Consider the following 23532-nt stretch of genomic DNA (forward strand, 5'->3'; position numbering starts at 1 on the left):
GATATGAGCAAAAATCTTTGGTATAAAAACGCCATTATCTACGCTTTAGCGATTGAGTCGTTTAAAGATTCAGATGCAGATGGTTCTGGTGACTTCAGGGGACTTCAGCAGTCGCTTGACTATTTTCGCATTTTGGGTATAGATTGCTTGTGGCTATTGCCATTTTACGATAGCCCGAATAAAGATGATGGCTATGATGTACGGAACTACTATGAGGTTGACAAACGTTTCGGAGATCTGGGTGACTTCGCGAAACTTGTCGATGCGGCAAAGGCAGCCGGCCTGCGTATTATTATCGATTTGGTCGTAAACCATACTTCGAAAGAACATCCGTGGTTTTTGGAAGCGGCCAACAACCCGCATTCTGTTTATCGGAATTATTATATCTGGTCTAACGAGAAACCCGAGGAAAATGGAAGCAAAGCTATTCTTGCGGAAGAGCAGGGATACACGAATTGGACATACAGCAAAGAGGCCGATGCCTTCTATTACCATACATTTTATAATGACCAACCGGATCTAAACATGACCAATCCGGCCGTAGTCGAAGAGGTTAAAAAGATTATGCGATTTTGGCTCAAACTAGGTGTAGACGGATTCCGCATCGATGCGGCACCTCATATGATTGAGCAAAAAGGAAACTGCAAATTCGACGGTGACCCGCATGATATATTCAGAGAATGGCGTGCGTATATCGAAGAGCTCAACTCCGATGCTGTATTTCTCGCCGAAGTCGATGTCCCCCCTAAACGCTATACGGATTTTTTGGAACATAATAAACAAATGCACATGTTGTTTAATTTCTATTTGAACAACTATTTCTTTTTAGCTTTTGCCCGCGAAGAAGCGGAACCGATCGCAACGGCGTTACAGGAAATCCCCTTATTTAGTGAAGAAGAACAGTTGGCTAATTTTCTGCGAAACCACGATGAACTGGATTTAGAACAATTGAGCGAAGCTGAACGACAAAAAGTATTCGATACGTTTGCTCCGAAAGAAGATATGCGGATTTTCGATCGTGGGATACGTCGGAGGTTGCCGCCTATGTTTGACAACAATCGATCACGTCTGGCCATGGCCTATAGCATTCTATTCTCGTTGCCGGGCACACCGGTCATAAGATATGGACAAGAGATAGGTATGGGAGACGATCTGCAAAAAGACGGACGACAGAGCGTGAGAACGCTGATGCAGTGGAATGCAGGCAAAAACGGGGGATTCTCTGAAGTAACGGCGGGCGCAATGGATGAAGATATCATCGCCGAGGGCCCCTATAGTTATAAAAAGGTCAATGTAAATAAACAGTTAAAGGACGATAAGTCTCTCTTGAATACAATACGAAGATTTATACACGCCAGGAAAAACATGGATTTTCAACGAGGGAAATTTACAGTGCTCAACACCTCATCGAAACATTGTTTGGCCTATCGGTATGAATTCGACAAAAGAACTGTATTTATATTGCAGAACTTAAGTGACCAACCCATCACAGTTTCATTGGAATCGGATCATCCAGAACGATATCACGTTGTCGTCTCCGATAAAAAATACAGTAACGACACGAACAATAAACAGAGAATAGATTTGAATCCTTACGGCTATAGGTGGTTGATTGATGAATGGATTTTTTAACAATAAAGGCGTCTTTTTTTGGACGCCTTCTTGTACTTTTTATGCCCACATTTATTTGCCCATCCTTGTCAAAATGGTTTCCATTTCTTCCATTACTTTATTGATCTTAGCAATAGTCAAGTCGAAAGGTTCTGAAGTATTCATATCTACACCTGCATCGACAAGTAGCTCCACAGGATATTTAGTACTTCCTGAAGCTAAAAAATCGAGATACTTTTTGCGATCTTCATCTGTTCCATTTAATACCTTTTCGGAGAGAGCCGTAGAAGCCGTGAAGGATGTCGCATACTGGTACACGTAGAAATTGTAATAAAAATGCGGAATGTAAGACCATTCGGATTTGATATAGTCATCGACTATACAAATATTTTGATCATGACCGTAGTACCGTTTGGTCAGATCAAGGTATAATTTGTCGAAATCTTCCCCGGTTAGTGCTTCACCATTCGCGACTTTTTCGTGGATAATGGATTCGAATTCGGCAAACTGCGTTTGACGAAATAATGTTCCTTTGGCACCTTCGAGATAGTTTCCGAGGATAGCGAGCCGGAGCTCATCGTCTTTGATCTGTCTCAACATATAATCGTTAAGCAACTCTTCATTTAATGTAGATGCCACTTCAGCGACGAAAATGGAATAGTTCGCATTGGCAAACTGTTGCTTCTTATTGGTCAGATAACTGTGCATAGTATGTCCCAATTCATGGGTCAGTGTGGACATATCATTGTATTTCCCGTTGTAGTTCATGAGTATATACGGATGTACGTCGTACGCAGATCCATTCGAGTAGGCGCCAGATCTCTTTCCTTCGTTGGGATACATATCGATCCACCTTTCATTAAAGGCTCGTTTTGACACATCCACGTAGTTGGTACCCAAAGGTTGCAATGACTGTAAAATGTTTTCAATTGCTTCTTCGACTGTATAGTCCAAATCTACTTTTTCCACCAAAGGAGCGTACAAATCATAATAATGTAGGGTGTCTACCCCCATCATACGTTTTCGGAGATTCAAATAGCGGTGGAAGGTTTCCAAGTTTCCGTTTACATTTTTGAGAAGATTATGAAAAACATCTGTCGGAATGTTATCACTGTCCAGCGCCCGATTTAAGGTACTCTTGTAATTTCTGGCTTTAGTCTCGAACAGTGCGGCATTGATATTTCCGTATAACTGCGCTCCAAAGGTGCGTTGAAATTCGTTCAACTTACCGAAATAGGTTGCAAACACTTTACTTCTAACTTCTCTGTCATCACTCGCTCTATACAATGCAAAATTGGCAGGATTGAGTTTCACACGCTCACCATTTAGGTCAGCCTCTGGATGCGGAAACTCCGCATTAAAAAATGTATTGAAGATATTGGCGGCGTTACTGGACATTAATGAGGAATAGGCCATTACTTTTTCAACTTCTTCGGAACCCCGGTGGGCTCGCTTCCGAAGGAGATCCGTAAGGTAAAATTTATAGGTTGCTAACCCCTTTTCTTGCGTAAGGAAGTTATCAAGTTGATCGTCTTCAAGCGTCAGTAACTCCGGCTCTAAAAAAGATGTTAATGCCCCATATTCGGAAAAAAGCTGCTGCAGCTCTTGTTTCATACCGGCGTATTTAGTTACTCGGGTATCTTGATCAGATTTCATCGATGCGTAAGATGACAGCCGAACCATTTCCTTAAGGACCGAAGTATGTAGTTCCAGCGCTTCCAAAAGTATGGTACCGGATGTAGTCAGCTTCCCTTTATAGGATCCTACGTCCTTCATTTTCGTTTGTATCCGTTCTTTCTCCTCTTTCCATACCTCGTCTGTAGCATAGAGATCGGACAGATTCCATTTATATTTTTCGGGCAGTTCTTCTCGAACCTTCATTTGACTTACTGCAACCGTCGTGGAAAATAACATCATGGCGGCGATTATTTGTGTTTTTTTACGCATACTTTTATGATAATAATAGTGTGCACAATTTACAAAAATCTTTCCTATTTAGTCGATATTCAGTTTAGTATATTACCGACCGCCAGGATATTTCGGATATAAACAAGACCTCGACATCGTAACGCCAATTATATTTTAGCTAACTTTGTATTTTATTCATTTAATATTCAGCTGTGTCATTAGATAAATTAAAGCTTAATAAACGTCTTCATGCATCCATGAATGATCTGGGTTATTTTACAGCAAAAGAATTCCAGTTAAAATCACTCTCTAGAATCATCGGTGGACATAGTGTAATCGGCATCGCACCTGAAGGAGCCGGAAAGACTACCACGTATGTACTCGGTGTACTGATGCGTTTAAAATATACACAGGACGAAGCCCCCAAAGTCTTAATTTTAGCGCCTAATGAAGAAAGAATTGCTGAAATAGTGGAACGCTTTCTGACCATTAGCAAGAATAAGAACCTTTACATCATGGGGCTTAAAACGAGCGGAAGTATGGAAGAAGAGATTGAAGATCTAGTGCGTGGGGTAGATATTGTGGTAGCAACTCCTAACCGCGCACGTGCGGTCTATCTAAAACTAGGACTTAATTTAAATCGTATTCAGACATTTATCATCGATGATGCAGAAGAAATAATTAAACAAGGAATGCAAACTCCGGTGAGGGAATTGGCACAAAGCTGCGGAAAAGTTCAATATCTGGCATTTAGCACTGTAGAACATGAAAAGTTGCATTTAATGATCGACGATTTCATGCCTTTTGCTACGCTAATCGAGGTAGAGGAACACGGTGAGAAAATGATTGAAACACATGAGCTCATGTTGTATCATGTTCCTAATTTTAGCACAAAAATCAACTTGCTAAATCTGTTGATGACAGACGATGACGTATTTGATAAAGTAGTCGTATTTGTTAACAGTCGACTTACTGCTCAAAAAATAGGTCGAAGTCTACACGCAGAAAAAGGAGAAGTTGCCGTATTACATCCCTTATTTCATGACGATGCTGGTATTGATGAGATCCGTGATTTTAAGCAAATCGCTGAATGTCGGATACTCATTGTTGCCAATGAGGGCTCGAATAATATAGACTTAACGGGGATTCCTTTTATATTCCATTTTGAAATACCGGAAAATAGAGACGTTTTTGTGCAGCATATCGCAAAAACGTCAAATGATGAAGTTATCGCTATTACATTTGCTACGGACATCGAGCTTCCGGAACTAAAAAAAATAGAGCAATCTTTAGGGAAAAAGATCCCCGTTGTGCCTCTTCCAGATGATCTCATTATTTATCGTCCCTCTGCTAATTCAAAAGAAATGAAAGAAGTGGACGAATCACAAGGCGGAGCTTTTCATAAAAAGAAAGACAGTAATAACAAAAGCCATAACTATGGCGCGGGGGTAAAAGCCAAAATGACGATGAAGAATAAGAAAAAGTAGTCTTATTTTTTGTAGTTTTATAACATGGAAAAACAGAGGATTAATACGGGTATACTCAGCTTCGGAATGTCAGGACGCGTTTTCCACGCTCCTTTTATTTATACCAATGAAAATTTTAATTTCACGGCGGTCGTCGAAAGAACAAAGAAAATTGTCAAGGAAATTTATCCCGATGTGAAAAGTTATAACAGTGTTAACGAACTGTTAGCTGATGATAATATAGAGCTTGTTATTGTCAATACGCCGAATTATACACATTTCGAGTTCGCAAAGGAGTCTCTGGAAGCAGGAAAGCATATTTTGCTAGAAAAGCCTGCTGTAGATAATCTTGGTCAACTCGAAAAATTAAACGAAATAAGTGAAAAGACAGGCAAAAAAATTTTTTTCTATCAGAATAGACGCTATGATAGTCATTTCATGCAGGTGAAAGAGGTTATTGAAAGTGGCCAACTCGGAAAAATCATAGAAGTCCATATACGTTTTGACCGTTACAATATGCAATTGGGACCAAAAGAATTCAAAGAAAATAGTCATTATGCGTCTAGTGGTGTGGCATATGATTTAGGTCCGCATGTTCTTGACCAGGCCTTTTCTGTATTCGGAAAACCTAACAACATTATCAAAACAACGGGTATTAATAGACCCGGATCACAAGTGCCCGATTTCTTTAATTTCCATTTACTTTATCCCGATAATCTACATGTATTTTTAACTGGAAATCTTTTGGTAGCCGATCCACAACCAGCTTTTGTCGTTCATGGGTCCAGAGGAACTTTTACCAAAAAAATGGTCGATGTGCAAGAGCGGCAATTAATTGATGGCATGCTCCCAGACGCACCAGGATATGGGATAGAACCAGCGGGTAGCGAAGGAAAGCTGGTGATCGTTGATAGAAAAGGAGAGAAAAGTACGTCATTACTTCCTGCACAAAAAGGAAGTTATAACCTCTTATTTGATGCTATTTACGATAGTCTACGTAATCAGGTTTCATACCCTATAACTATAGATCAAATTAAATGGCAAATCGAAGCTTTACAGACATCGGACTTTAGTTAATAGCTTTATTGCCATCTTTGCATAGCACATGATGAAGTTTACTTTTTATCGATATTCTTTCAAAAACTTCTGTAGCTTGGGAGCGATAACTGCCGCACAATAAGGGTTACCGGGATTTTGGTTAAAGTAATCGTGATGATAATCTTCCGCTTCCCAAAATGTTTCTGCAGGTTCCACCGCCGTTACTATAGGTTTTGAAAAAACGGCCTGTTTTTCCAATTCTGCAATGAAACGTTCCGCAGTTTCTTTCTGTGACTCATCATGATAGAAAACGACAGAGCGATACTGCGTTCCGACGTCATTACCCTGCCTATTCAATGTTGTGGGGTCGTGCGTTTTAAAAAAAACCTTTAATAATGTATTAAAGTCAACCTTATGCTCATCAAAATCTAGTTGTACAACTTCGACATGATCGGTACCGCCATTACACACTTCTTTGTATGTCGGGTTATCTCTTTTCCCTCCCATATAACCGGGCAAAACACTACGGATACCTTCTGTGTTTTGGAATATCACCTCGGTACACCAAAAACATCCTCCTCCAAATGTTGCTTTCATTTTGCTAAATTATCTTCCATGAATCCTTAAAATGGTTAAAAAGTAAAATTTTTCCACCTTATTAACCTTTAATATTCCCATTGCAATTATACAAAAATTATGTCAGCTTTGTTTTTGCTCCATTTAGTTTATATTCGTATTTATAATGATAACGATGATGCATTTTTTCAGTAAAACGCTTTGGTTGGTATTTTTCACTATTTACACTACGGGCTCCATTGCCCAAGGAGATTCGTCTGTACACCACAAAGATTATGGTATAATCAACCTATCCGTTGCCAATCTCCGTACCAAGCCTGCCCATTCCGCCGAAATGGCCACTCAGCTCCTTTTGGGGACACGCATAGATATTCTTCAAAAGCAAGGGAGTAATTATCGCGTACGTACTCCTGAAGGATACATGGCGTGGATTCCCTCTTCGTCAATCGTTCCGATGAGCAAAGCCGAAATATTGGCATGGAATGAAAAAGATAAAATTATATATACCGCGGAATTTGGAAAATCTTTTTCTCTTCCGCATAAAGCTAGCCAACGTGTTTCTGATTTAGTGTATGGCAATATTTTATCGCTGCAGGGTGAAGATCACAATTTTTACGAGGTTGTCTATCCCGATAATAGAGTAGCGTATATTCCCAAAGAGGAAGCCATGTTATTTATCAATTGGCTAACAACTCGCGAAACAACCCCAGATCAGATTCTTATCAGCGCTAAGTCGATGCTTGGTTTGCCTTATCTGTGGGGAGGAACTTCTGTTAAAGGTGTCGATTGTAGTGGTTTCACGAAGATGTCGTTCTTTATGAACGGCTACGTTATTCCGCGGGATGCATCACAACAAGTAATGGTCGGAGATACAATTGACATCTTGGATGATACCAAAAATCTTTCTCCGGAAAAAGCCATAAAAAACCTCAAGCCTGCCGATTTATTGTTTTTTGCCGCCGACAAAAAAAATAAACCTGATGCACGTGTGACACATGTCGCTATCTATATAGGCAATGGTGAGTTTATTCATGCGGCAGGAATGGTCAAGATCAACAGCTTATTAAAGGGTGCTGCAAATTATGATGATGTGCAAACCCGAACTATTGTTGCGGCACGCCGTTACATTGGTGCTGACGATGCCGCGATCCAGAAAATCGAAGAAAGCCCCTATTACAATAATCAGTAAAAATAATCTATGCTTATACAGGAAAATTACACAATAAAGAAAATGGGCAAATTTACGTTGCGTTTCAGACCTTATATTCTGGAAATGAAGCACGTATTTACGGTTGCCTCGTTCAGCCGTACGACTACGCCAATTATTTTGACGGAATTGGAATATGACGGTGTGGTCGGTTATGGTGAAGCCAGTATGCCCCCTTACCTCGGTGAGTCACAGGAAAGTGTTGTCAATTTCTTGAACAAGATTGATTTATCTACGTTTAGCTCTCCGTTTGACACGGAGGAAATACTACATTATATAAACAACATCCAAGAACAAAATACCGCCGCAAAGGCTTGTATCGATATTGCTCTACATGATTTATTAGGAAAACTCATGGAGCAACCTTTCTATAAAATATGGGGATTAAACCCAAACCTTATTCCACCAACTTCCTTTACGATCGGAATCGATACCGAAGAAATTATACGAAAAAAAGTGGCAGAAGCCGCCCAGTTTAAGATTTTGAAAGTTAAACTGGGTTTGGATACAGACAAAATGATTATCAATACTATACGGTCTATAACCGATGTTCCTTTATGTGCAGATGTTAATCAAGGTTGGAAAAACAAAGAGCTAGCACTGGAAATGACGCATTGGCTTGCCGAACACAATGTAGTCTTTCTCGAACAACCCATGCCTAAAGAACAATTAGATGATATGGCTTGGCTAACGGAGCGAGCTCCTATTCCAACTATTGCAGACGAGGGATGTCAACGCTATGGTGATATTATTCGTTTAAAAGATGTTTATACAGGTATCAATATTAAGTTGATGAAATGCACCGGAATGCGCGAAGCTAAAAAGATGGTGGAGCTTGCAAGGGCCCTGGATATGAAAGTAATGCTTGGCTGTATGACGGAAACCTCTTGTGCTATTTCAGCTGCGGCACAGTTAGCTCCTCTTGTAGATTGGGCTGATCTCGACGGCGCCCTTTTAATCAACAACGATGTATTTGATGGCATGAAGATATCAGATGGTGAATGCCGATTACCAGATCGACCTGGTATTGGCATTCACCCTCTTTTACCAATACATGATATATAAAGCGGCGGTTACCAAAGCTACTAAAAGTGCGCCTACAATGAAACCTGGATGCGCTTTGAACATCTTCGTATCGACTTCCAATCCTCTTGGTACTACACCACGAGCATTCTCGATTTTACTGATGATATACATACCAATGATACAAATCACAAATACAAATCCCATACGGTCGATGAAAGGTATTTCGTATAAACCACTTGCCGGATTTATCACCGCAAAACCTGTGGGGTTCAAGAAAGATAAATCTGCAAAATTCGGCAGGAACTTGAAGAAAACAGACAATAAGAACCCACCAATGGTCGCAAATAATGCCGCACTCGAGGTGGTCTTCTTCCAGAAGAAACCAAGGATAAACATCGCAAAAATACCTGGCGATACAAAGCCGGTATATTCTTGGATATATTGAAATCCTCCTTTTTTATCGATGCCTAGATGTGGGGCAATAAGTACAGCGAGTATCATCGATACAATAATGGTGATCTTACCTGTATTGACCAATTGCGTTTCTGAAGCTGTCTTATTAAATACCTTTTGATAGATATCGAGCGAGAAGATGGTTGCCACGCTGTTTGCCTTTCCAGCCAGTGAAGCCACTACTGCTGCTGTTAAAGCTGCAAATGATAAGCCTTTCAGACCCGAGGGCAATAAGTTTAGCAAAACGGGATAAGCACGGTCTGGATTCACTTCTCCGCCCTGCAACATTTCTGCTTGGAAATGCCCGTCCTTCCAGAGTACATAAGCAGCAATACCAGGAAGTACAACGATAACTGGCATCAACAATTTCAAGAAAGCAGCAAACAAGATACCATTACGTGCCGTTTTTAAATCAGCTCCTAAGGCTCGTTGCGTTATATACTGATTACAGCCCCAATAATTGAGGTTCACAATCCACATGCCGCCGATCAAGACCGACAATCCCGGCAAATCCAAATAATTTTCATTATCCTTCGCGAAGATCATCTCAAAATGCTCCGAAGCTTTATCCGTCATGATAGCGTAGCCATTCAAAATTCCCTCTCCACCATATTGTTCAGATACAAGGCTTAATGCGAGATAGGTCGTTGCTAAACCACCTAGAATCAAGAAAAAGACTTGGATAACATCCGTATATCCAATCACTTTCATTCCTCCTAACGTAATGATAACAGCAAATACCGCAATGGCGTACATACAGAATTCCAAACTAAATCCGGATATACTGCTAACAGCTAGTGCTCCTAAGTATAAAATAGAAGTTAAATTGACAACGACGTATAATGCCAACCAAAAAACAGCCATAATCATTGCCACGGTCCCATTATACCGTTTGTTCAGGAACTGGGGCATTGTGAAGATTTTGTTCTTTAGGTAAACAGGTATAAAGAACACTGCTACAATAATTAATGTAATAGCAGCCATCCATTCATAGGTCGCTATCGCGAGTCCCATCTTAAAGCCCGAACCGCTCATACCGATGAACTGCTCTGCTGAAATATTAGACGCAATTAACGATGCCCCGATAGCCCACCACGTTAGCGAACCTTCTGCAAGAAAATAATCCTTGGAGTCCCCTCCGGCCACTTTTGATCTTTTTTTGTTATAGACCCAGATACCATACGTCGCGACAATCACGAAATAAACGAGGAAAACTAAATAGTCTGGTGTTGATAAAATATTGTTCATACGGTTTATTTGATCTCGGCTGCTAAGGTAATAAAAGAATTTAAAAATTAAATAAATCGATTTATGATATTTTCGATATATTCTTGTTTACCACTGATTAACGCAGGTTCTCCGTGCTGCACAGCATAATTTCTTAAATCCTCCAAACGCAAATTACCATTTTCAAACTCAGCTCCCTTTCCGCTGTTAAAGCTGTTGTAACGCTCCGAACGCATCTTTTTGTAGTCTGAATGCTCTAAAATACTATCCGCGATAATAAGCGCTCTTGCAAAATTATCCATTCCGCCAATATGCGCGTGGAATAAATCTACTGGATCGGTTGAATTCCGGCGTATTTTAGCATCAAAGTTTACACCACCTCCCTTCAAACCGCCCGCTTCTAAAATAATAAGTAGTGCTTCGGCAAGCTCGTTCAAGTTGTTTGGAAACTGATCGGTATCCCATCCATTCTGGTAATCACCACGGTTCGCGTCAATAGATCCCAATAGACCAGCATCTGCTGCTACTTGCAACTCGTGTTGAAACGTGTGGCCGGCTAATGTGGCATGATTTACTTCCAAATTCAGCTTAAAATCCGCTAGCAAATCAAATTGACGCAGAAAACCTATTACGGTGGCCGCATCATAATCATATTGATGCTTCGTCGGTTCGCACGGTTTGGGTTCGATCAAAAATGTACCGGTGAAGCCTTGTTGTCTAGCGTAATCTTTAGCCATATGGAGGAAACGTGCAAGGTGCTCTTGTTCTCTTTTCATGTTGGTATTTAACAGGGACATATAGCCTTCACGTCCTCCCCAGAAAACATAGTTCTCTCCATCCAAAGCAATAGTCGCATCTATGGCCGCTTTTACCTGTGCTCCGGCATGGGATAATACATGGAAATCCGGATTGGTGGCGGCACCGTTCATATATCGGTGGTGGCTGAATAGATTTGCTGTACCCCACAATAGTTTTACACCGCTCTGTTGTTGTTTTTCCGTCGCGTATTCCACGATTTGCGCCATATGACGCTCGTTTTCCTCAATATTATCCGTATGATCAATTAAATCCACGTCATGAAAACAATAATAAGGAAGCTGCATTTTTGTTATAAACTCAAAAGCAGCGTCCATTTTATCTTTTGCACGTTCGAGAATTGTTGTTTTTTTATCCCAGGGAAAGAATAAAGTAGGCCCACCAAATGGATCTGCTCCATTTGCATTGAAAGAATGCCAGTAGGCACAGGCAAACTTAAAGTGCTCCGCCATTGTCTTTCCAGCTACTACGCGGGATGCATCATACCAACGAAAGGCTAAAGGATTATCTGAATCCTGTCCTTCGTATTTTACCTGTCCGATGTTTTTGAAATACGTTTGATTTCCTAGTAAAATCTCCATTGTGTGTTAAATTGATAGTTTATATTCTAGACTTTTTTTCCATTTATGATATAGCTCATTGTACCGTTCTATTTCTTTAGGTTCAACTATTCGTTGTCTTTTTAAATTGGAGAACGCTTCTTTCCGATCGACATAAATACCCGCCCCTATGCCTGCTCCCAATGCCGCACCGACACTTCCATCGTTATCATATAGTTCGACGGGAATGCCTGTTGCGCCCGCGAAAGATTGTTGAAACACTTTGCTTAAGAATAGGTTGGCATGCCCGGCTCGGATAATCTCCGGCGCAATACCGTTCTCCCGCATAATATCCAGTCCATAACGAAATGCGAAAGCAATTCCTTCTTGAGCCGCTCGCCAAAGATGAGCGGCATCGTGACGTACAAAATCCAAGTTTTCGATATGCGCATGTACTGTTTTATTCAGCAGCATTCGTTCTGCTCCATTACCAAAAGGCAAAATTTGGACACCATCCGACCCAATAGGAATTGCAGCCGCCAATTCGTTAATCTGCGGATAATCATATCCCATTGCGGTTATTTTTTTCAACCAACTATTCTGAATACCTGTGCCATTGATGCACAATAGCACGCCCATATTCGGCTTGTCATCCTTATAATTTACATGTGCAAAAGTATTGACTCGGGATTGCTGGTCGTAAATCAGTTTGTCCGTTACCGCGTAGATAACACCTGATGTTCCTGCAGTAGCGGCTACTTCTCCCGGCTCGAACACATTCAAAGAGAGTGCATTGTTAGGTTGATCTCCCGCTTTAAAACTCACTACGACTTCAGATGAGAGGCCAAGTTCATCGGCTACTGTTGGACGGATTCTACCATATGTCGAAAAAACAGGCGATAGGTCTGGTACAAGCGTTTCCTCAATGCCATAATAACTTAGGAGTGTCTCCGATAAGCGATGCGCTGCGAAATCCCACAGCACGCCTTCCGATATGGAACTTACATTTGAATTTATTTCTCCCGTAAAGCACATACTTAAATAATCGCCGGGCAGCATAAACTTATATATCTGTCCATATAGTTTCGGTTCATATTGCTTAACCCAGGCTAGCTTGGAAGCTGTAAAATTTCCGGGAGAATTCAAATGTGTTGCTAAAAAGGATTGTCCCTGTAACTGGGAAAATGCATTATTGCCCAGTTCTACCGCCCTACTATCACACCAAATGATGGCATTTCGCAATGGCTTGTGGTCGCTGTCAACAACAACCAATCCATGCATCTGATAAGCGATGCCAATAGCACCAATATCTTTAGGGTTGTATAGTCCGCTCTGGTTTGCTTTCTGAATCGCTTCCTTTGTATTAGCCCACCAAGTAATCGGATCTTGTTCAGCCCACCCAACTTTATCTGACAATATGGGTGCCTCCGATTCCGGAAAACTCGTTGAAACTATTTTAGTATTGGTCGCAGCATCTACAATAGAAACCTTAATAGATGACGTACCTAAATCTATCCCTAATAATAACATACACAATAATATATTAAAGCGACACATAATGCAACCGCTTGCATAAAATTATCTAATAAATTTTATATTTACAAAAATTAAATTTAAAAGATTTCATTTTGGCTAAGAAAACAACTGTCTACGACATCGCAAAAGAGCTTAATATAACCGTATCTACGGTATCTAGAGCATTAAATAATATATCGACCATCAGTGAATCAACCCGCAAAGCCGTTTTGGAAACCGCTGCGCGTTTGAATTATCGCCCAAATAAAATCGCCTCTTCCCTCACCTCTGGTAAAACATATACTATAGGTGTTTTGATTCCGAGTGCACAGATACAGTTTTTTGCGTCGTTTATCCATTCTCTTGAAACGTCCTTAAAATCATTTGGTTATAGCATTCTTTTATATCAAACCAATGAATCGTTAACCTCAGAAAAGAATGGGATAACGACTCTTTTAGAAGCACAAGTAGATGGTATAGTTGCCTCTATGTCGTTGGAAACCAAGGATCCTTCCCATTTTGAAAAGGTCAAAGAAGAGGGCAAACCGCTTATTATATTTGATCGGGCGCACGACAATCTGCAGTGTTCGATGGTAAAGATCGACGATCTGCACGCTGGCTACATTGCTACAAAACATTTATTAGACGAAGGTTATCAGAAAATAGCTTATATCACCACTAAACATCAGATTAAAATTTTTAAAGAGCGATATGAGGGATACCTACTTGCCTTGCAAGAAGCGGGGCTTATCGCAAACCCTGGATATACAATATTTGGAGAACTGAATGTCCAAGGTGGATACGTAGGTGCACATGAACTACTGAAACTTCGAGAACGTCCTGATGCAATCATTGGCGGTGACGACTATGTTGCTCTTGGGATTATCAAAGCCCTTCATGACAAACATATCACACCTCCAGAAATTGGCGTGATCGGTTTCGCAAACCAAAACTTTTCCGAACACATTATACCCAGTCTTTCCACTATTGATCAACAGGCTCTGAAAATGGGGAAAGAATGTGCAAAAATGTTTCTCAAAATCATTGAACAACCAGTTACCGCACGTACAGATCAGACGTCGGTTGTGATTGAACCGCTACTTTTAGCCAGAGAATCGACCAGTCGAAGGAAATAAATAGGCTGTTAACCTATTCTTTGGTAAACATATTACCAATTTCCCGGCTGATCTTTCGGAAGATAGGTGCTGTCTTCACATCTTCATAATCATCTATATGCTGATTTTCCCGTCGGCTGGGGAAAATTAAAATCAGGTTTTGTTTTTTGAAGTAACGACCTACTCTTTTTGCCAATCCATCCAGTGAATCCCGATAGGATACATCACCATAACGTGCTGAGACAAATACCAACAACGCATCCGCGTTGCTAAAAGTAGCCAGTCCATAAATGTTATCCCAATCTTCATAATTATCAAAAGAGCAAGGAACACTGGTTTCAAACATTTTCAGCACTTCTAAAATCGTGGTTTGCGTACGCCTATTACAAACAAATGTGAGCGGTAAAGTTAGCTCGCCGGCTAGCTTTAACATTTTTTCCATCCAATATTCAAATCCTTTTTCCGATTCTGCCAGTGGTGGAACAAAAATAATGATAGATTTATTAGACAGGAAAGGATTATCAAACTTGCACATAAATAAATTGGCGTCGGTACGGTTTAAAATACTTTCTGTTTTTTCGCCCACAATCTTATCTATAAAGGATGTCGCACTCGGCCAACCTAAAATAAGGCAATCAGCTAATACATCTTTTGAGGTACGCCCGATACCGCTGGCTATATTGAAATCTATAGTGGCCAGTAATTCTACATCTGTTTCTGAGCCTGATGCATACTTGGCCATATTATCAAGATTCTTACGTGCATTTGCCATATTTCGTTCCGCCTGTTCATTATCTGCCACGACGCTTAATATATGTAGTGGATGCGGGGATTTTTTTGATTTTATCAAGGTAGCGAAATCCAAAATCGGCTCCATCGTATCCAAATTTGCTATCGGCAGTAACAGGCGTTCTTCGTGCTCGGGCACATGTTCGATGTGTTCATCATCCTGATGTCCTTCCATCACGATACGACGCGACGCGTTTTCGGTAACCAAAGACGCAATAATACAAGTTATAAGAATCAAAACAATCGTGCCATTTAATACATTCTCGTCTATAATCTCCTTATCATACCCCACCATGATAATGGCCAGTGTAGCGGCCGCGTGTGCATTACTCAGTCCAAAGATTAAGTTTCGGTCATTTTTAGAATACTTAGCCAAGAAACTGGTTGCTGTGGCCGCCAAAAATTTACCGGTTACGGCAACAACCGTCAACGTTCCTGCTATAATAAGTGCCATAGGACCTTTCATTAATACACTAACATCCACAATCATCCCCACTGAAATTAAAAAGAAGGGGATAAAAATGGCATTGCCAATGAACTCTATCCGGTTCATTAACGCGGAGGAATGCGGTATTAATTTGTTTAGTGCTAGCCCTGCGACAAATGCCCCGATGATAGGTTCCAGTCCAGCAATTTCTGCAAGAAAAGCGGCAAAGAAAACTACCGCCAGAACGAAAATATAATGTGCCGTTTTCTCGCTTTCGATCTTCTGGAAGAACCATTTGGCAATCCGTGGGATAATGCCAAACATGATAAACAGAAACAATACAAACGACACGCCCAAAGTCACCCAGAAGTCTTGGTTTATGTCGCCTTGGGCTGCACCAACGATAACAGCCAGAATAATCAATACTGCGGTATCGGTTAATATCGTTCCGCCAATAGTGATCGCTACGGCTTCGCGTTTCGAAATACCGTAACTATTGACAATTGGATAGGACACCAATGTATGTGTAGCGAACATACTGGCGATCAGTATACTTGGCAAAAGGTCGTAGCCTAACAAATAGTGGCAAACAGGAAATCCGATACTGATGGGAATAATAAACGTCAAAAATCCAAATAGTAAGCTCTTGTTTTTAGTTTTTTTAAACTCATTCATTTCGAGTTCTAATCCAGCTATAAACATGATATATAAGAGTCCAATCGTGGAGAATAAGTCGATGGCATCTACACCTATTCCCTGTAATGTATCCTTATCAATTTTTGCTAGCCAGTTCAAACCATGAGGTCCTAACAGTACCCCAAACAAAATCAATCCTATAATGCCCGGCACTTTAATAGGTCGCAAAATAATGGGAGAAATCAGAATGATAGTGAGGATAATGGTAAAAACCAGAACAGGGTTTGTTATCGGCGTTGAAAACGCTTCTGATATATGATGTAAGAGTTTGTCCATAAAAACAACTATTGTTATATAACAAATAGAAGTGGAAAATAAGAAAACTTTAGTCTATTTCCTAATCCTCTGGATATAAGCGTACCAATATTTCTGGTAATGAATTATTTAAACTGTATCGTTTTAATGGGTGAAATCCGGCTAATAAGCATCGCGGGGACAAATAAGGTCAGCAGCCCAATTATCGCTATGGCAACGTTTAACCCAACAACTTCGTACCAGACAATATCCATTGGTACATAATGAATATAATAGGTATAAGGATCTAATTTAAAAAAGTGTGTTTGTGTCTGAAAAAAATAAAGAGAAATCGCGATTACATTTCCTATAAATAAACCTATGCCAATAAGATACATGGAACCATATAAAAACACCTGCCGAATCCCCCCGTTTGGATACCCTAGGGCCTTCAATATCCCGATCATGGAAGAACGCTCCAAAATACTGATCAATAAAGAAGATACCATATTGATAACAGCTACGATAACCATTAATACAAAAATGATGTTATCGTTCATGTCGAGCATATTCAACCAGTTAAAAATATCTGGCATTTGCTGCACAATATTGCTCGCATCCAGTTCGATAGGCAGCATATTATCAATTTCCTGTGTTGTGTTTTCTAATAAGTCAAAAGAGGTTATTCTAATTTGATATGCCCCCACTTCATTCTCTTGTAAATCATTGAGCCTTCTAATCAAATCTAGTGAGCCGATGACATACGTTTTGTCTAGTTCCTCCGAATGTGTAGTATAAATGCCTTGAATAGTAAAAGGACGCCGGCGTATGGGATCTTGGACAAAATACATAATGAACTTATCCCCTACATCTAACTGCAATCTATTTGCCAAGTATTCAGAGATCAAAAGTTGTGTATTCCCAGAAGAGGAAAAGTCTAGTGTGTCGCCTTTTATAATATTTTTCTGTAAATATTGTTGGTTGTAGCTTCGATCTACACCTTTTAATAAGACCCCCTCTACTTGTCCGTCGACATTCATAATACCCGCCTTCGTAGCAAAAGGCGTTATATCTACTACCTGGGGTAGCGCTTCCATTTGTTTCAGATCTTCGGATGATAATTGGATTGGGGTATTTTCGTACGAAGCGCTTAGATCGTTTTTAGTTATGACAATATCGCCGAAGAATCCTCTTTGTTTTTCAATAATCTCCTGTTTGAATCCGTTCAATATAGCCACAGACAAGATAATGGCAGAAATAGCCAACGCCAACGCCCCGATAGTCACACGAACAATGAGCTTCGAAAAAGTTCGATGCCCCATGAATGTGATCCGCTTAGCTAAGAAGTAAGGAAAATTCAAGGTGAATATTAATTTTGTAACTTCGCAAAGTTAATAATTTTTGTCACTTAGCGACATTTCGTTTCGATACTAAAAAAGAAAAATATATGCGGATTATTTTTATGGGTACCCCTGATTTTGCTGTTGCATCTCTAGCGGCGTTGTTACAGGCTGGCGAAGAAGTTGTCGCCGTAGTTACTACACCAGATAAACCAGCGGGACGAGGGCAGAAGATGCATGAATCAGCTGTTAAGCAATATGCCATACGGCAAGGGTTGCCTGTTCTGCAACCAGAAAAATTAAAAAATTCTGAGTTTATTGCAGAAATCCGATCGTACCGTGCAGATCTACAGGTTGTTGTAGCTTTCCGCATGCTCCCTGAAGTGGTGTGGAACATGCCTCCTTTAGGGACGATCAATGTCCATGCATCACTTCTTCCACAGTATCGGGGTGCTGCTCCTATCAATCATGCCATTATTCAGGGCGAAACCTATACCGGTGTGACCACGTTTTTGCTGCAACATGAAATAGATACGGGTAATGTCCTATTTTCGCAACGCGTAGAAATCGACCCTCAGGACACAGCCGGTATACTACACGACAAATTGATGATCGCGGGAGCAGAAGTATTATTAAAAACAGTCAATGCGATAAAAAATGACGATGTCTGTCCCGTTTCTCAATCGCAATTGGAAACCGTAGAGCTAAAAACAGCGCCAAAGATTTTTAAAGAAGACTGCAAAATTATATGGGATAAGCCTACAGACCAAGTATATAATCAAATAAGAGGACTGAGCCCTTATCCTGCTGCATTTACATTATTAGATGAGAAAGTTTTAAAAATTTTTGAAACGGAAAAAGGACAACCTCTCGATAAAACACCTGGAGCACATGTCACCGATGGAAAAACTTTTCTGTCATTTGCTACGCAAGATGGTTCGCTTTCCATTACCTCGCTCCAACTCGAAGGTAAGAAAAGAATGCACATCGACGAATTCTTGAGAGGATATCGCTTTGATTGATCAGTCTTATTTTTCTTCTTCTATATATTCGATCATATCTCCTGGCTGGCAATCCAGTGCTTTACAAAGTGCCTCTAAGGTACTTAGTCGGATTGCTTTCGATTTCTGATTTTTGATAATAGAAAGATTTGAAAGCGTTATCCCCACACGATGACTGAGCTCATTTAAGGAGACTTTCTTTTCGGACATAATCTTATCTAAATGAATTTTAATTGGCATAACTTCTCATTTTAAATATGACATATTTTACCTAAAGGTAACAATCCTAATATAAAATAAGTTTTATTGAATAACAAAATTTCATTCACATTTAAATTAAGAACTTCATAACAAAGGCGTTACAACAAGGATTTAAAAGAAACAGACAAAACAAATTGAGGATTCTTACGTTTACCTTAGTAATATAGTGGGGTTTGGAATAATTTTTGCTGTTATTTTTACACTAAATCCCCTATGTTAACTTCCTCATACAGAGTATTTAATTTACACTTATATGAAGGAACTACGGGTAAAATTCACTATTTTTGCAGACATTTCAAAAGAGAAAGGTATTTATACATTAAATGAGACAGCTCAAAATTACACAATCCATTACCAATCGCGAATCACAGTCGTTAGACAAATATTTGCACGAGATTGGTAAAGTAGACTTAATTACTGCAGAAGAAGAAGTGATCTTGGCTCAACGCATACGCGAAGGAGACCAAGTTGCTTTGGAGAAATTGACAAAAACCAACTTACGTTTCGTTGTTTCCGTTGCTAAACAATATCAGAATCAAGGCCTTACATTAGGCGACTTGATTAACGAGGGCAACTTAGGCTTAATTAAGGCAGCAAAACGTTTTGATGAAACAAAAGGGTTTAAGTTTATCTCTTATGCCGTATGGTGGATTCGCCAGTCTATCTTGCAAGCGATTGCTGAACAATCACGTATTGTACGTTTACCTTTGAACCAAGTGGGTTCATTGAGTAAAATCAGCAAAGCTTTTTCCAAATTGGAGCAGGAATATGAGCGCGAGCCGTCTCCGGAAGAACTGGCTGATATTTTGGAAACAACTGTTGACAAAGTGTCAGACACGTTAAGCAACTCAGGAAGACATGTATCCATGGATGCACCATTTGTTCAAGGGGAAGAAAACACCCTTTTGGATGTATTGGAAAATGCAGACCCGGATACAGACAGTATATTGATTGATGAGTCGCTGTCTGAGGAGATTAAACGCTCATTGGCTACTTTGACAGAAAGAGAACGTGAAATTATCGTCTTGTTTTTCGGATTAGGAACAAACCACCAATTATCCCTTGAGGAAATAGGTGAAAAATTTAGCTTGACGAGAGAACGTGTACGTCAAATCAAGGACAAAGCTTTACAGCGCCTTCGCCATACGTCGCGCAGCAAAATTTTAAAATCTTATTTAGGCTAATCGCCGACACATTATTAGCAATGCGCAGCCCAAAAGCTGCGCATTTTTGTTTTATCAATATATTGCATTTTATTTTTCATCTGGCAAAAGAATAAACTTAAAGAGTTGATCTTCCTTCAGATACTTATTGGCTACCTCCTTAACGGATTCCACCGATATTTTATCCAGATCTTCTAGATAACGATTTATATATGTCGGATCTTCTTCACGTTGGTATGCCCCTGTAATTTGCCCCATCCAAAACCTATTTTCTTTCAACGAGAGTTCCAATTGACGCTTTTGCTCTATCTTGAATTTTTCCAAGTCCGAAGCCAAGGGACCATTTTGCTTTACTTTGCTGATTTCATCGAGTGCAGAAGCTACCAGAGATTCATATCGATCCACTCCCGTACCAAATGATACGGTAAAGCTATAGCGATTTTTCGGTTCTTTACTTGTCGACGATCTCGCTCCCGTTCCATATACGCCACTTTCTTCTTCCCGCAAACGCTCAATTAGCTTGATACTCAAAACTCTCTCCAAAGCATTCATGTTCAGATTTTCTATCTCACCGTACGTATAATCACCGTAATAAGTCAACATTACATTGGCTTTTTCTTCCTGACCTTTACGCACTACTTTTTCGAAACCTTTCTCGGGTTCGTAAAGCCCTAAATCCTTTGCTTGTTCTTCGCGATCTGATACGGGTAAAGCTGCTAAATAATTCTCTAGGTAAGGCTTGATTTCCTCTTCCGTAAAAGAGCCAACGATGGTAAATACGAAATCCGACGCGTCGGCAAAACGTTCTTTATAAATAGCCAACGCACGTTCTTTATCTATCTGTTTAATACCATCCTCAGAAATAGGAACACGACGGATGCTACCGTTATATAAACTCTCCAAAATGGTTTTTCTAAAGACAAAATTTGGATCGCTTTCCTGGTTGCTTATCATAGACAATGATCTCGTAACAATACTTTGGAATATATCATCTTCTATTCGTGGTTCTGTAAAATAACCATAAATCAATTCAAAAGCGGTATTTAACCCTTCTTTATCAGAATAGCCGGACAGTCCTTCGGCACGTTCGTTTATATATGGGCTGATATTGACATTTTTGCCTGTCATATATTTACGAAGTTCAATCGTATTCAGTTGGCCGACCCCACTACTATTGACCAAACTAGAGGCTTGCGTCGCAGAAAAATAATCGCTGTCCTCGTATAACGAAGTTCCTCCTGGACTAAAGGCACTGATCAAAATTTCATCATTCTTAAATGTGGTAGGCTTCAAAACTACTTTTACGCCATTACTCAATGTCAATTCTTTAGCTTCTATCGCTTGAATATCCTTCTCCGAAGCCACATTACCTGCTTGAGGTTCTTTAGCAAGCAACGGCAAATCAGACACTTTATCTTCGTAGGCACCAATTTCTTCGCCCTCCACCTCTGCAAACCATCTATTTACACGCTGTTCATCTGGAAGATTCTCTTTTTCCTTATCAGGCGCCATAATGATAACATCCCGATTGGTATCCACATAAAATTCCTTGCCTATTACCTCTACCTCTTTCAACGTCAAGGTAGGCAACAGTTGGTTGTATAGCTTATACGAATCTTCATTGCTCAATGCGGGACTATCTTCCAGATAAAAATTTAGATATCGATTTACGTAGCTATCTGATTTCTTCTTATCACGTTCGATATAAGCCGTTTCATTGTTCTTTTGAATGGCAACGATTGCCCGTCCAAACTCCGTTTCTGTAAAGCCAAATTTTTGCACGCGCTCCAATTCACGAACCAACGCTTTAAAGCCATTTTCAAACTCGTTTGGCTTTGCCACAAAAAAAGCCGTATAGGCGTCCAACCCACCTAAGAATCCACCTATTCCAACATTAGCTTGTATAAAGGGTGGATTAGCGGATTGTGACAGTTCGGAAAGGCGCGCATTTAACATCGTATTATAAACCGATTTTAAAATACTTCTTCTAAAATCACGAACGGTCTCGACTTTTTCTTCTGGATGTTTTATGGAAATTTGCCCCAGTGTATATGTCATTTCGGGATCTGTCACGGCTATAAACTGGTTTTTATCCAATAGGGATACTTTATGCTTTACGCGTTCGGACGGATTTTCAGGTGATTTCAAATCGCCAAACAACCGACGCACTTCTGCCTCCATCGCTTCTACATCAACATCGCCAACGATAATCAATGCTTGTAAATCCGGACGGTACCATTTTTCATGAAAATCCCGCAACACGTCGTAGGAAAAATTCTTGATTACCTCTTCCGTACCAATAGGTAAACGACTTGAATACAAAGAGTTATTCAACATAACAGGCAAGTATTGATCGCGCATACGTTGTTGAGCACCGCGCCCACCACGCATTTCTTCCAACACTACTCCCCTTTCCTTATCAATTTCTTCATCTGTCAATAAAGCATCCTGGGCCCAATCTCGTAACACTTGAAGTCCGTTTTTCATCAATTCGGGGTCGTCCGAGGGAATCGGTAACTGATAGACCGTTTGATCAAAGCCGGTGTACGCGTTGAGGTCACTGCCAAAGCGTACACCCGCACGCTGCAGATAATCAATAAGTTCATTTTTCGGAAAATGCTTTAGACCGTTGAAATTCATGTGTTCCATAAAATGAGCCAAGCCCAATTCTTGTTCTGATTCCAAAATAGAACCGACTTTGGTCGCCAGGTACATCGTAACACGATCTTTGGGCTCCACGTTTTTTCGTATGAAATATTGAAAGCCGTTTTCCAGTTTGCCTGTTTTGACTTCCTGATCAAAAGGCAAAGGTGAGTCCCAAGACAGCGTATCGGCACGGAGAATACTCCGTGATTCTTCAAACATCGTCGTTGGAGCAGCTTGACTGAGCTGACACAATCCAGGCAATAAGAATGCTATTGCAATAGGTTTTATTAGATTCATTCGTAATTTAATTTGTTGTTTATAATAACCGAATATGGTAAACCTACAAAATTTCAACGGTTTTTCCTCATATATTTCCGCAATATTTCGAGTGCGACGTTATATAAAGAATATTATTTGTCAGGGAAAAAATGGTATAAAAAGAGAAAACAGCGTTTTCGTATTATGAAAACGCTGTTTT

Annotated in this window: 17 protein-coding genes; 8 read left to right on the forward strand and 9 right to left on the reverse strand. The window is 40.1% G+C overall.

All coding sequences use genetic code 11. From position 1 onward, the window contains the following. Window positions 1-3: 3 nt before the first annotated feature. A complete protein-coding gene (locus tag G5B43_RS03090) occupies window positions 4-1632 on the forward strand; it encodes an alpha-amylase family protein (RefSeq protein ID WP_165293226.1) in 1629 nt (542 codons plus the stop codon). A gap of 51 nt (window positions 1633-1683) precedes the next feature. Here G5B43_RS03090 and pepF read toward each other — a convergent pair whose 3' ends face one another. Then, entirely contained in the window at window positions 1684-3558 is a 1875-nt protein-coding gene (pepF, locus tag G5B43_RS03095) for an oligoendopeptidase F (RefSeq protein WP_165293227.1), read from the reverse strand. Between the two features lie 173 nt (window positions 3559-3731). Here pepF and G5B43_RS03100 point away from each other — a divergent pair, with 173 nt between their 5' ends. Together G5B43_RS03100 and G5B43_RS03105 are read left to right on the forward strand one after the other, a co-directional pair. Continuing rightward, window positions 3732-5006, forward strand: a complete 1275-nt coding sequence (locus tag G5B43_RS03100; protein ID WP_165293228.1) for a DEAD/DEAH box helicase — start codon at window positions 3732-3734, stop codon at window positions 5004-5006. A 24-nt stretch (window positions 5007-5030) separates the two neighbouring features. Beyond that, window positions 5031-6062, forward strand: coding sequence for a Gfo/Idh/MocA family oxidoreductase (locus G5B43_RS03105; RefSeq protein ID WP_165293229.1), 1032 nt, complete (start codon window positions 5031-5033; stop codon window positions 6060-6062). A 45-nt stretch (window positions 6063-6107) separates the two neighbouring features. Here G5B43_RS03105 and msrA read toward each other — a convergent pair whose 3' ends face one another. Further along, window positions 6108-6620 carry a peptide-methionine (S)-S-oxide reductase MsrA gene (gene msrA / locus G5B43_RS03110; RefSeq protein WP_165293230.1) on the reverse strand — a complete coding sequence of 171 codons (513 nt, stop codon included), beginning with the start codon at window positions 6618-6620 and terminating at the stop codon, window positions 6108-6110. Between the two features lie 154 nt (window positions 6621-6774). Here msrA and G5B43_RS03115 point away from each other — a divergent pair, with 154 nt between their 5' ends. Further along, window positions 6775-7788 (forward strand): C40 family peptidase, encoded by a 1014-nt coding sequence (locus G5B43_RS03115; RefSeq protein WP_240904704.1) that lies wholly within the window; start codon window positions 6775-6777, stop codon window positions 7786-7788. A gap of 42 nt (window positions 7789-7830) precedes the next feature. Next, window positions 7831-8871: a dipeptide epimerase gene (locus G5B43_RS03120; RefSeq protein WP_240904705.1), complete on the forward strand. Its 1041-nt coding sequence runs from the start codon at window positions 7831-7833 to the stop codon at window positions 8869-8871. Here the strand turns inward: G5B43_RS03120 and G5B43_RS03125 are convergent. The 3 genes from G5B43_RS03125 to G5B43_RS03135 are packed head-to-tail and all read right to left on the reverse strand — an operon-like array spanning window position 8851 to window position 13397. Continuing rightward, the gene (locus G5B43_RS03125; protein ID WP_165293233.1) at window positions 8851-10533 is read right to left on the reverse strand and encodes a sodium/sugar symporter; all 1683 of its coding nucleotides are present in this window, start codon (window positions 10531-10533) and stop codon (window positions 8851-8853) included. The genes G5B43_RS03120 and G5B43_RS03125 overlap by 21 nt on opposite strands. 47 nt (window positions 10534-10580) lie before the next feature. Next, a complete protein-coding gene (gene xylA / locus G5B43_RS03130) occupies window positions 10581-11909 on the reverse strand; it encodes a xylose isomerase (RefSeq protein ID WP_165293234.1) in 1329 nt (442 codons plus the stop codon). Window positions 11910-11915: 6 nt separating this feature from the next. Next, window positions 11916-13397, reverse strand: coding sequence for a xylulokinase (locus tag G5B43_RS03135; RefSeq protein ID WP_165293235.1), 1482 nt, complete (start codon window positions 13395-13397; stop codon window positions 11916-11918). 98 nt (window positions 13398-13495) lie between these two features. On the opposite strand from G5B43_RS03135, the gene G5B43_RS03140 reads away from it, so the two are divergent. Then, window positions 13496-14518: a LacI family DNA-binding transcriptional regulator gene (locus G5B43_RS03140; RefSeq protein WP_165293236.1), complete on the forward strand. Its 1023-nt coding sequence runs from the start codon at window positions 13496-13498 to the stop codon at window positions 14516-14518. 13 nt (window positions 14519-14531) lie between these two features. Here the strand turns inward: G5B43_RS03140 and G5B43_RS03145 are convergent, their stop codons facing one another. Together G5B43_RS03145 and G5B43_RS03150 are read right to left on the reverse strand one after the other, a co-directional pair. Next, complete coding sequence (locus tag G5B43_RS03145) at window positions 14532-16685, reverse strand: cation:proton antiporter (protein ID WP_165293237.1); 2154 nt, start codon at window positions 16683-16685, stop codon at window positions 14532-14534. Window positions 16686-16789: 104 nt separating this feature from the next. Continuing rightward, window positions 16790-17965, reverse strand: coding sequence for an ABC transporter permease (locus tag G5B43_RS03150; RefSeq protein WP_240904706.1), 1176 nt, complete (start codon window positions 17963-17965; stop codon window positions 16790-16792). A 125-nt stretch (window positions 17966-18090) separates the two neighbouring features. On the opposite strand from G5B43_RS03150, the gene fmt reads away from it, so the two are divergent. Continuing rightward, window positions 18091-19005: a methionyl-tRNA formyltransferase gene (fmt, locus tag G5B43_RS03155; RefSeq protein WP_165293239.1), complete on the forward strand. Its 915-nt coding sequence runs from the start codon at window positions 18091-18093 to the stop codon at window positions 19003-19005. 6 nt (window positions 19006-19011) lie between these two features. Here fmt and G5B43_RS03160 read toward each other — a convergent pair whose 3' ends face one another. Next, window positions 19012-19224, reverse strand: coding sequence for a helix-turn-helix domain-containing protein (locus tag G5B43_RS03160; RefSeq protein ID WP_165293240.1), 213 nt, complete (start codon window positions 19222-19224; stop codon window positions 19012-19014). Between the two features lie 344 nt (window positions 19225-19568). On the opposite strand from G5B43_RS03160, the gene G5B43_RS03165 reads away from it, so the two are divergent. After that, on the forward strand, window positions 19569-20429 hold the full coding sequence (locus tag G5B43_RS03165) for an RNA polymerase sigma factor RpoD/SigA (RefSeq protein ID WP_105716195.1): 861 nt from the start codon (window positions 19569-19571) through the stop codon (window positions 20427-20429). Between the two features lie 69 nt (window positions 20430-20498). Here G5B43_RS03165 and G5B43_RS03170 read toward each other — a convergent pair whose 3' ends face one another. Continuing rightward, the gene (locus G5B43_RS03170) at window positions 20499-23351 is read right to left on the reverse strand and encodes a M16 family metallopeptidase (RefSeq protein ID WP_165293241.1); all 2853 of its coding nucleotides are present in this window, start codon (window positions 23349-23351) and stop codon (window positions 20499-20501) included. Window positions 23352-23532 lie beyond the last annotated feature (181 nt).

This window comes from Sphingobacterium sp. SGR-19 (genome assembly GCF_011043555.1).
Classification (GTDB): domain Bacteria; phylum Bacteroidota; class Bacteroidia; order Sphingobacteriales; family Sphingobacteriaceae; genus Sphingobacterium.

Excerpts from the sequence above, each read along its gene's own strand:
- G5B43_RS03090 (WP_165293226.1), top strand. The coding sequence starts at position 4 with ATGAGCAAAAATCTTTGGTATAAAAACGCCATTATCTACGCTTTAGCG.
- pepF (WP_165293227.1), bottom strand. The coding sequence starts at position 3,558 with ATGCGTAAAAAAACACAAATAATCGCCGCCATGATGTTATTTTCCACG.
- G5B43_RS03105 (WP_165293229.1), top strand. The coding sequence starts at position 5,031 with ATGGAAAAACAGAGGATTAATACGGGTATACTCAGCTTCGGAATGTCA.
- msrA (WP_165293230.1), bottom strand. The coding sequence starts at position 6,620 with ATGAAAGCAACATTTGGAGGAGGATGTTTTTGGTGTACCGAGGTGATA.
- G5B43_RS03115 (WP_240904704.1), top strand. The coding sequence starts at position 6,775 with ATGATGCATTTTTTCAGTAAAACGCTTTGGTTGGTATTTTTCACTATT.
- G5B43_RS03120 (WP_240904705.1), top strand. The coding sequence starts at position 7,831 with ATGGGCAAATTTACGTTGCGTTTCAGACCTTATATTCTGGAAATGAAG.
- G5B43_RS03125 (WP_165293233.1), bottom strand. The coding sequence starts at position 10,533 with ATGAACAATATTTTATCAACACCAGACTATTTAGTTTTCCTCGTTTAT.
- xylA (WP_165293234.1), bottom strand. The coding sequence starts at position 11,909 with ATGGAGATTTTACTAGGAAATCAAACGTATTTCAAAAACATCGGACAG.
- G5B43_RS03135 (WP_165293235.1), bottom strand. The coding sequence starts at position 13,397 with ATGTTATTATTAGGGATAGATTTAGGTACGTCATCTATTAAGGTTTCT.
- G5B43_RS03145 (WP_165293237.1), bottom strand. The coding sequence starts at position 16,685 with ATGGACAAACTCTTACATCATATATCAGAAGCGTTTTCAACGCCGATA.
- G5B43_RS03150 (WP_240904706.1), bottom strand. The coding sequence starts at position 17,965 with ATGGGGCATCGAACTTTTTCGAAGCTCATTGTTCGTGTGACTATCGGG.
- fmt (WP_165293239.1), top strand. The coding sequence starts at position 18,091 with ATGCGGATTATTTTTATGGGTACCCCTGATTTTGCTGTTGCATCTCTA.
- G5B43_RS03160 (WP_165293240.1), bottom strand. The coding sequence starts at position 19,224 with ATGCCAATTAAAATTCATTTAGATAAGATTATGTCCGAAAAGAAAGTC.
- G5B43_RS03165 (WP_105716195.1), top strand. The coding sequence starts at position 19,569 with ATGAGACAGCTCAAAATTACACAATCCATTACCAATCGCGAATCACAG.
- G5B43_RS03170 (WP_165293241.1), bottom strand. The coding sequence starts at position 23,351 with ATGAATCTAATAAAACCTATTGCAATAGCATTCTTATTGCCTGGATTG.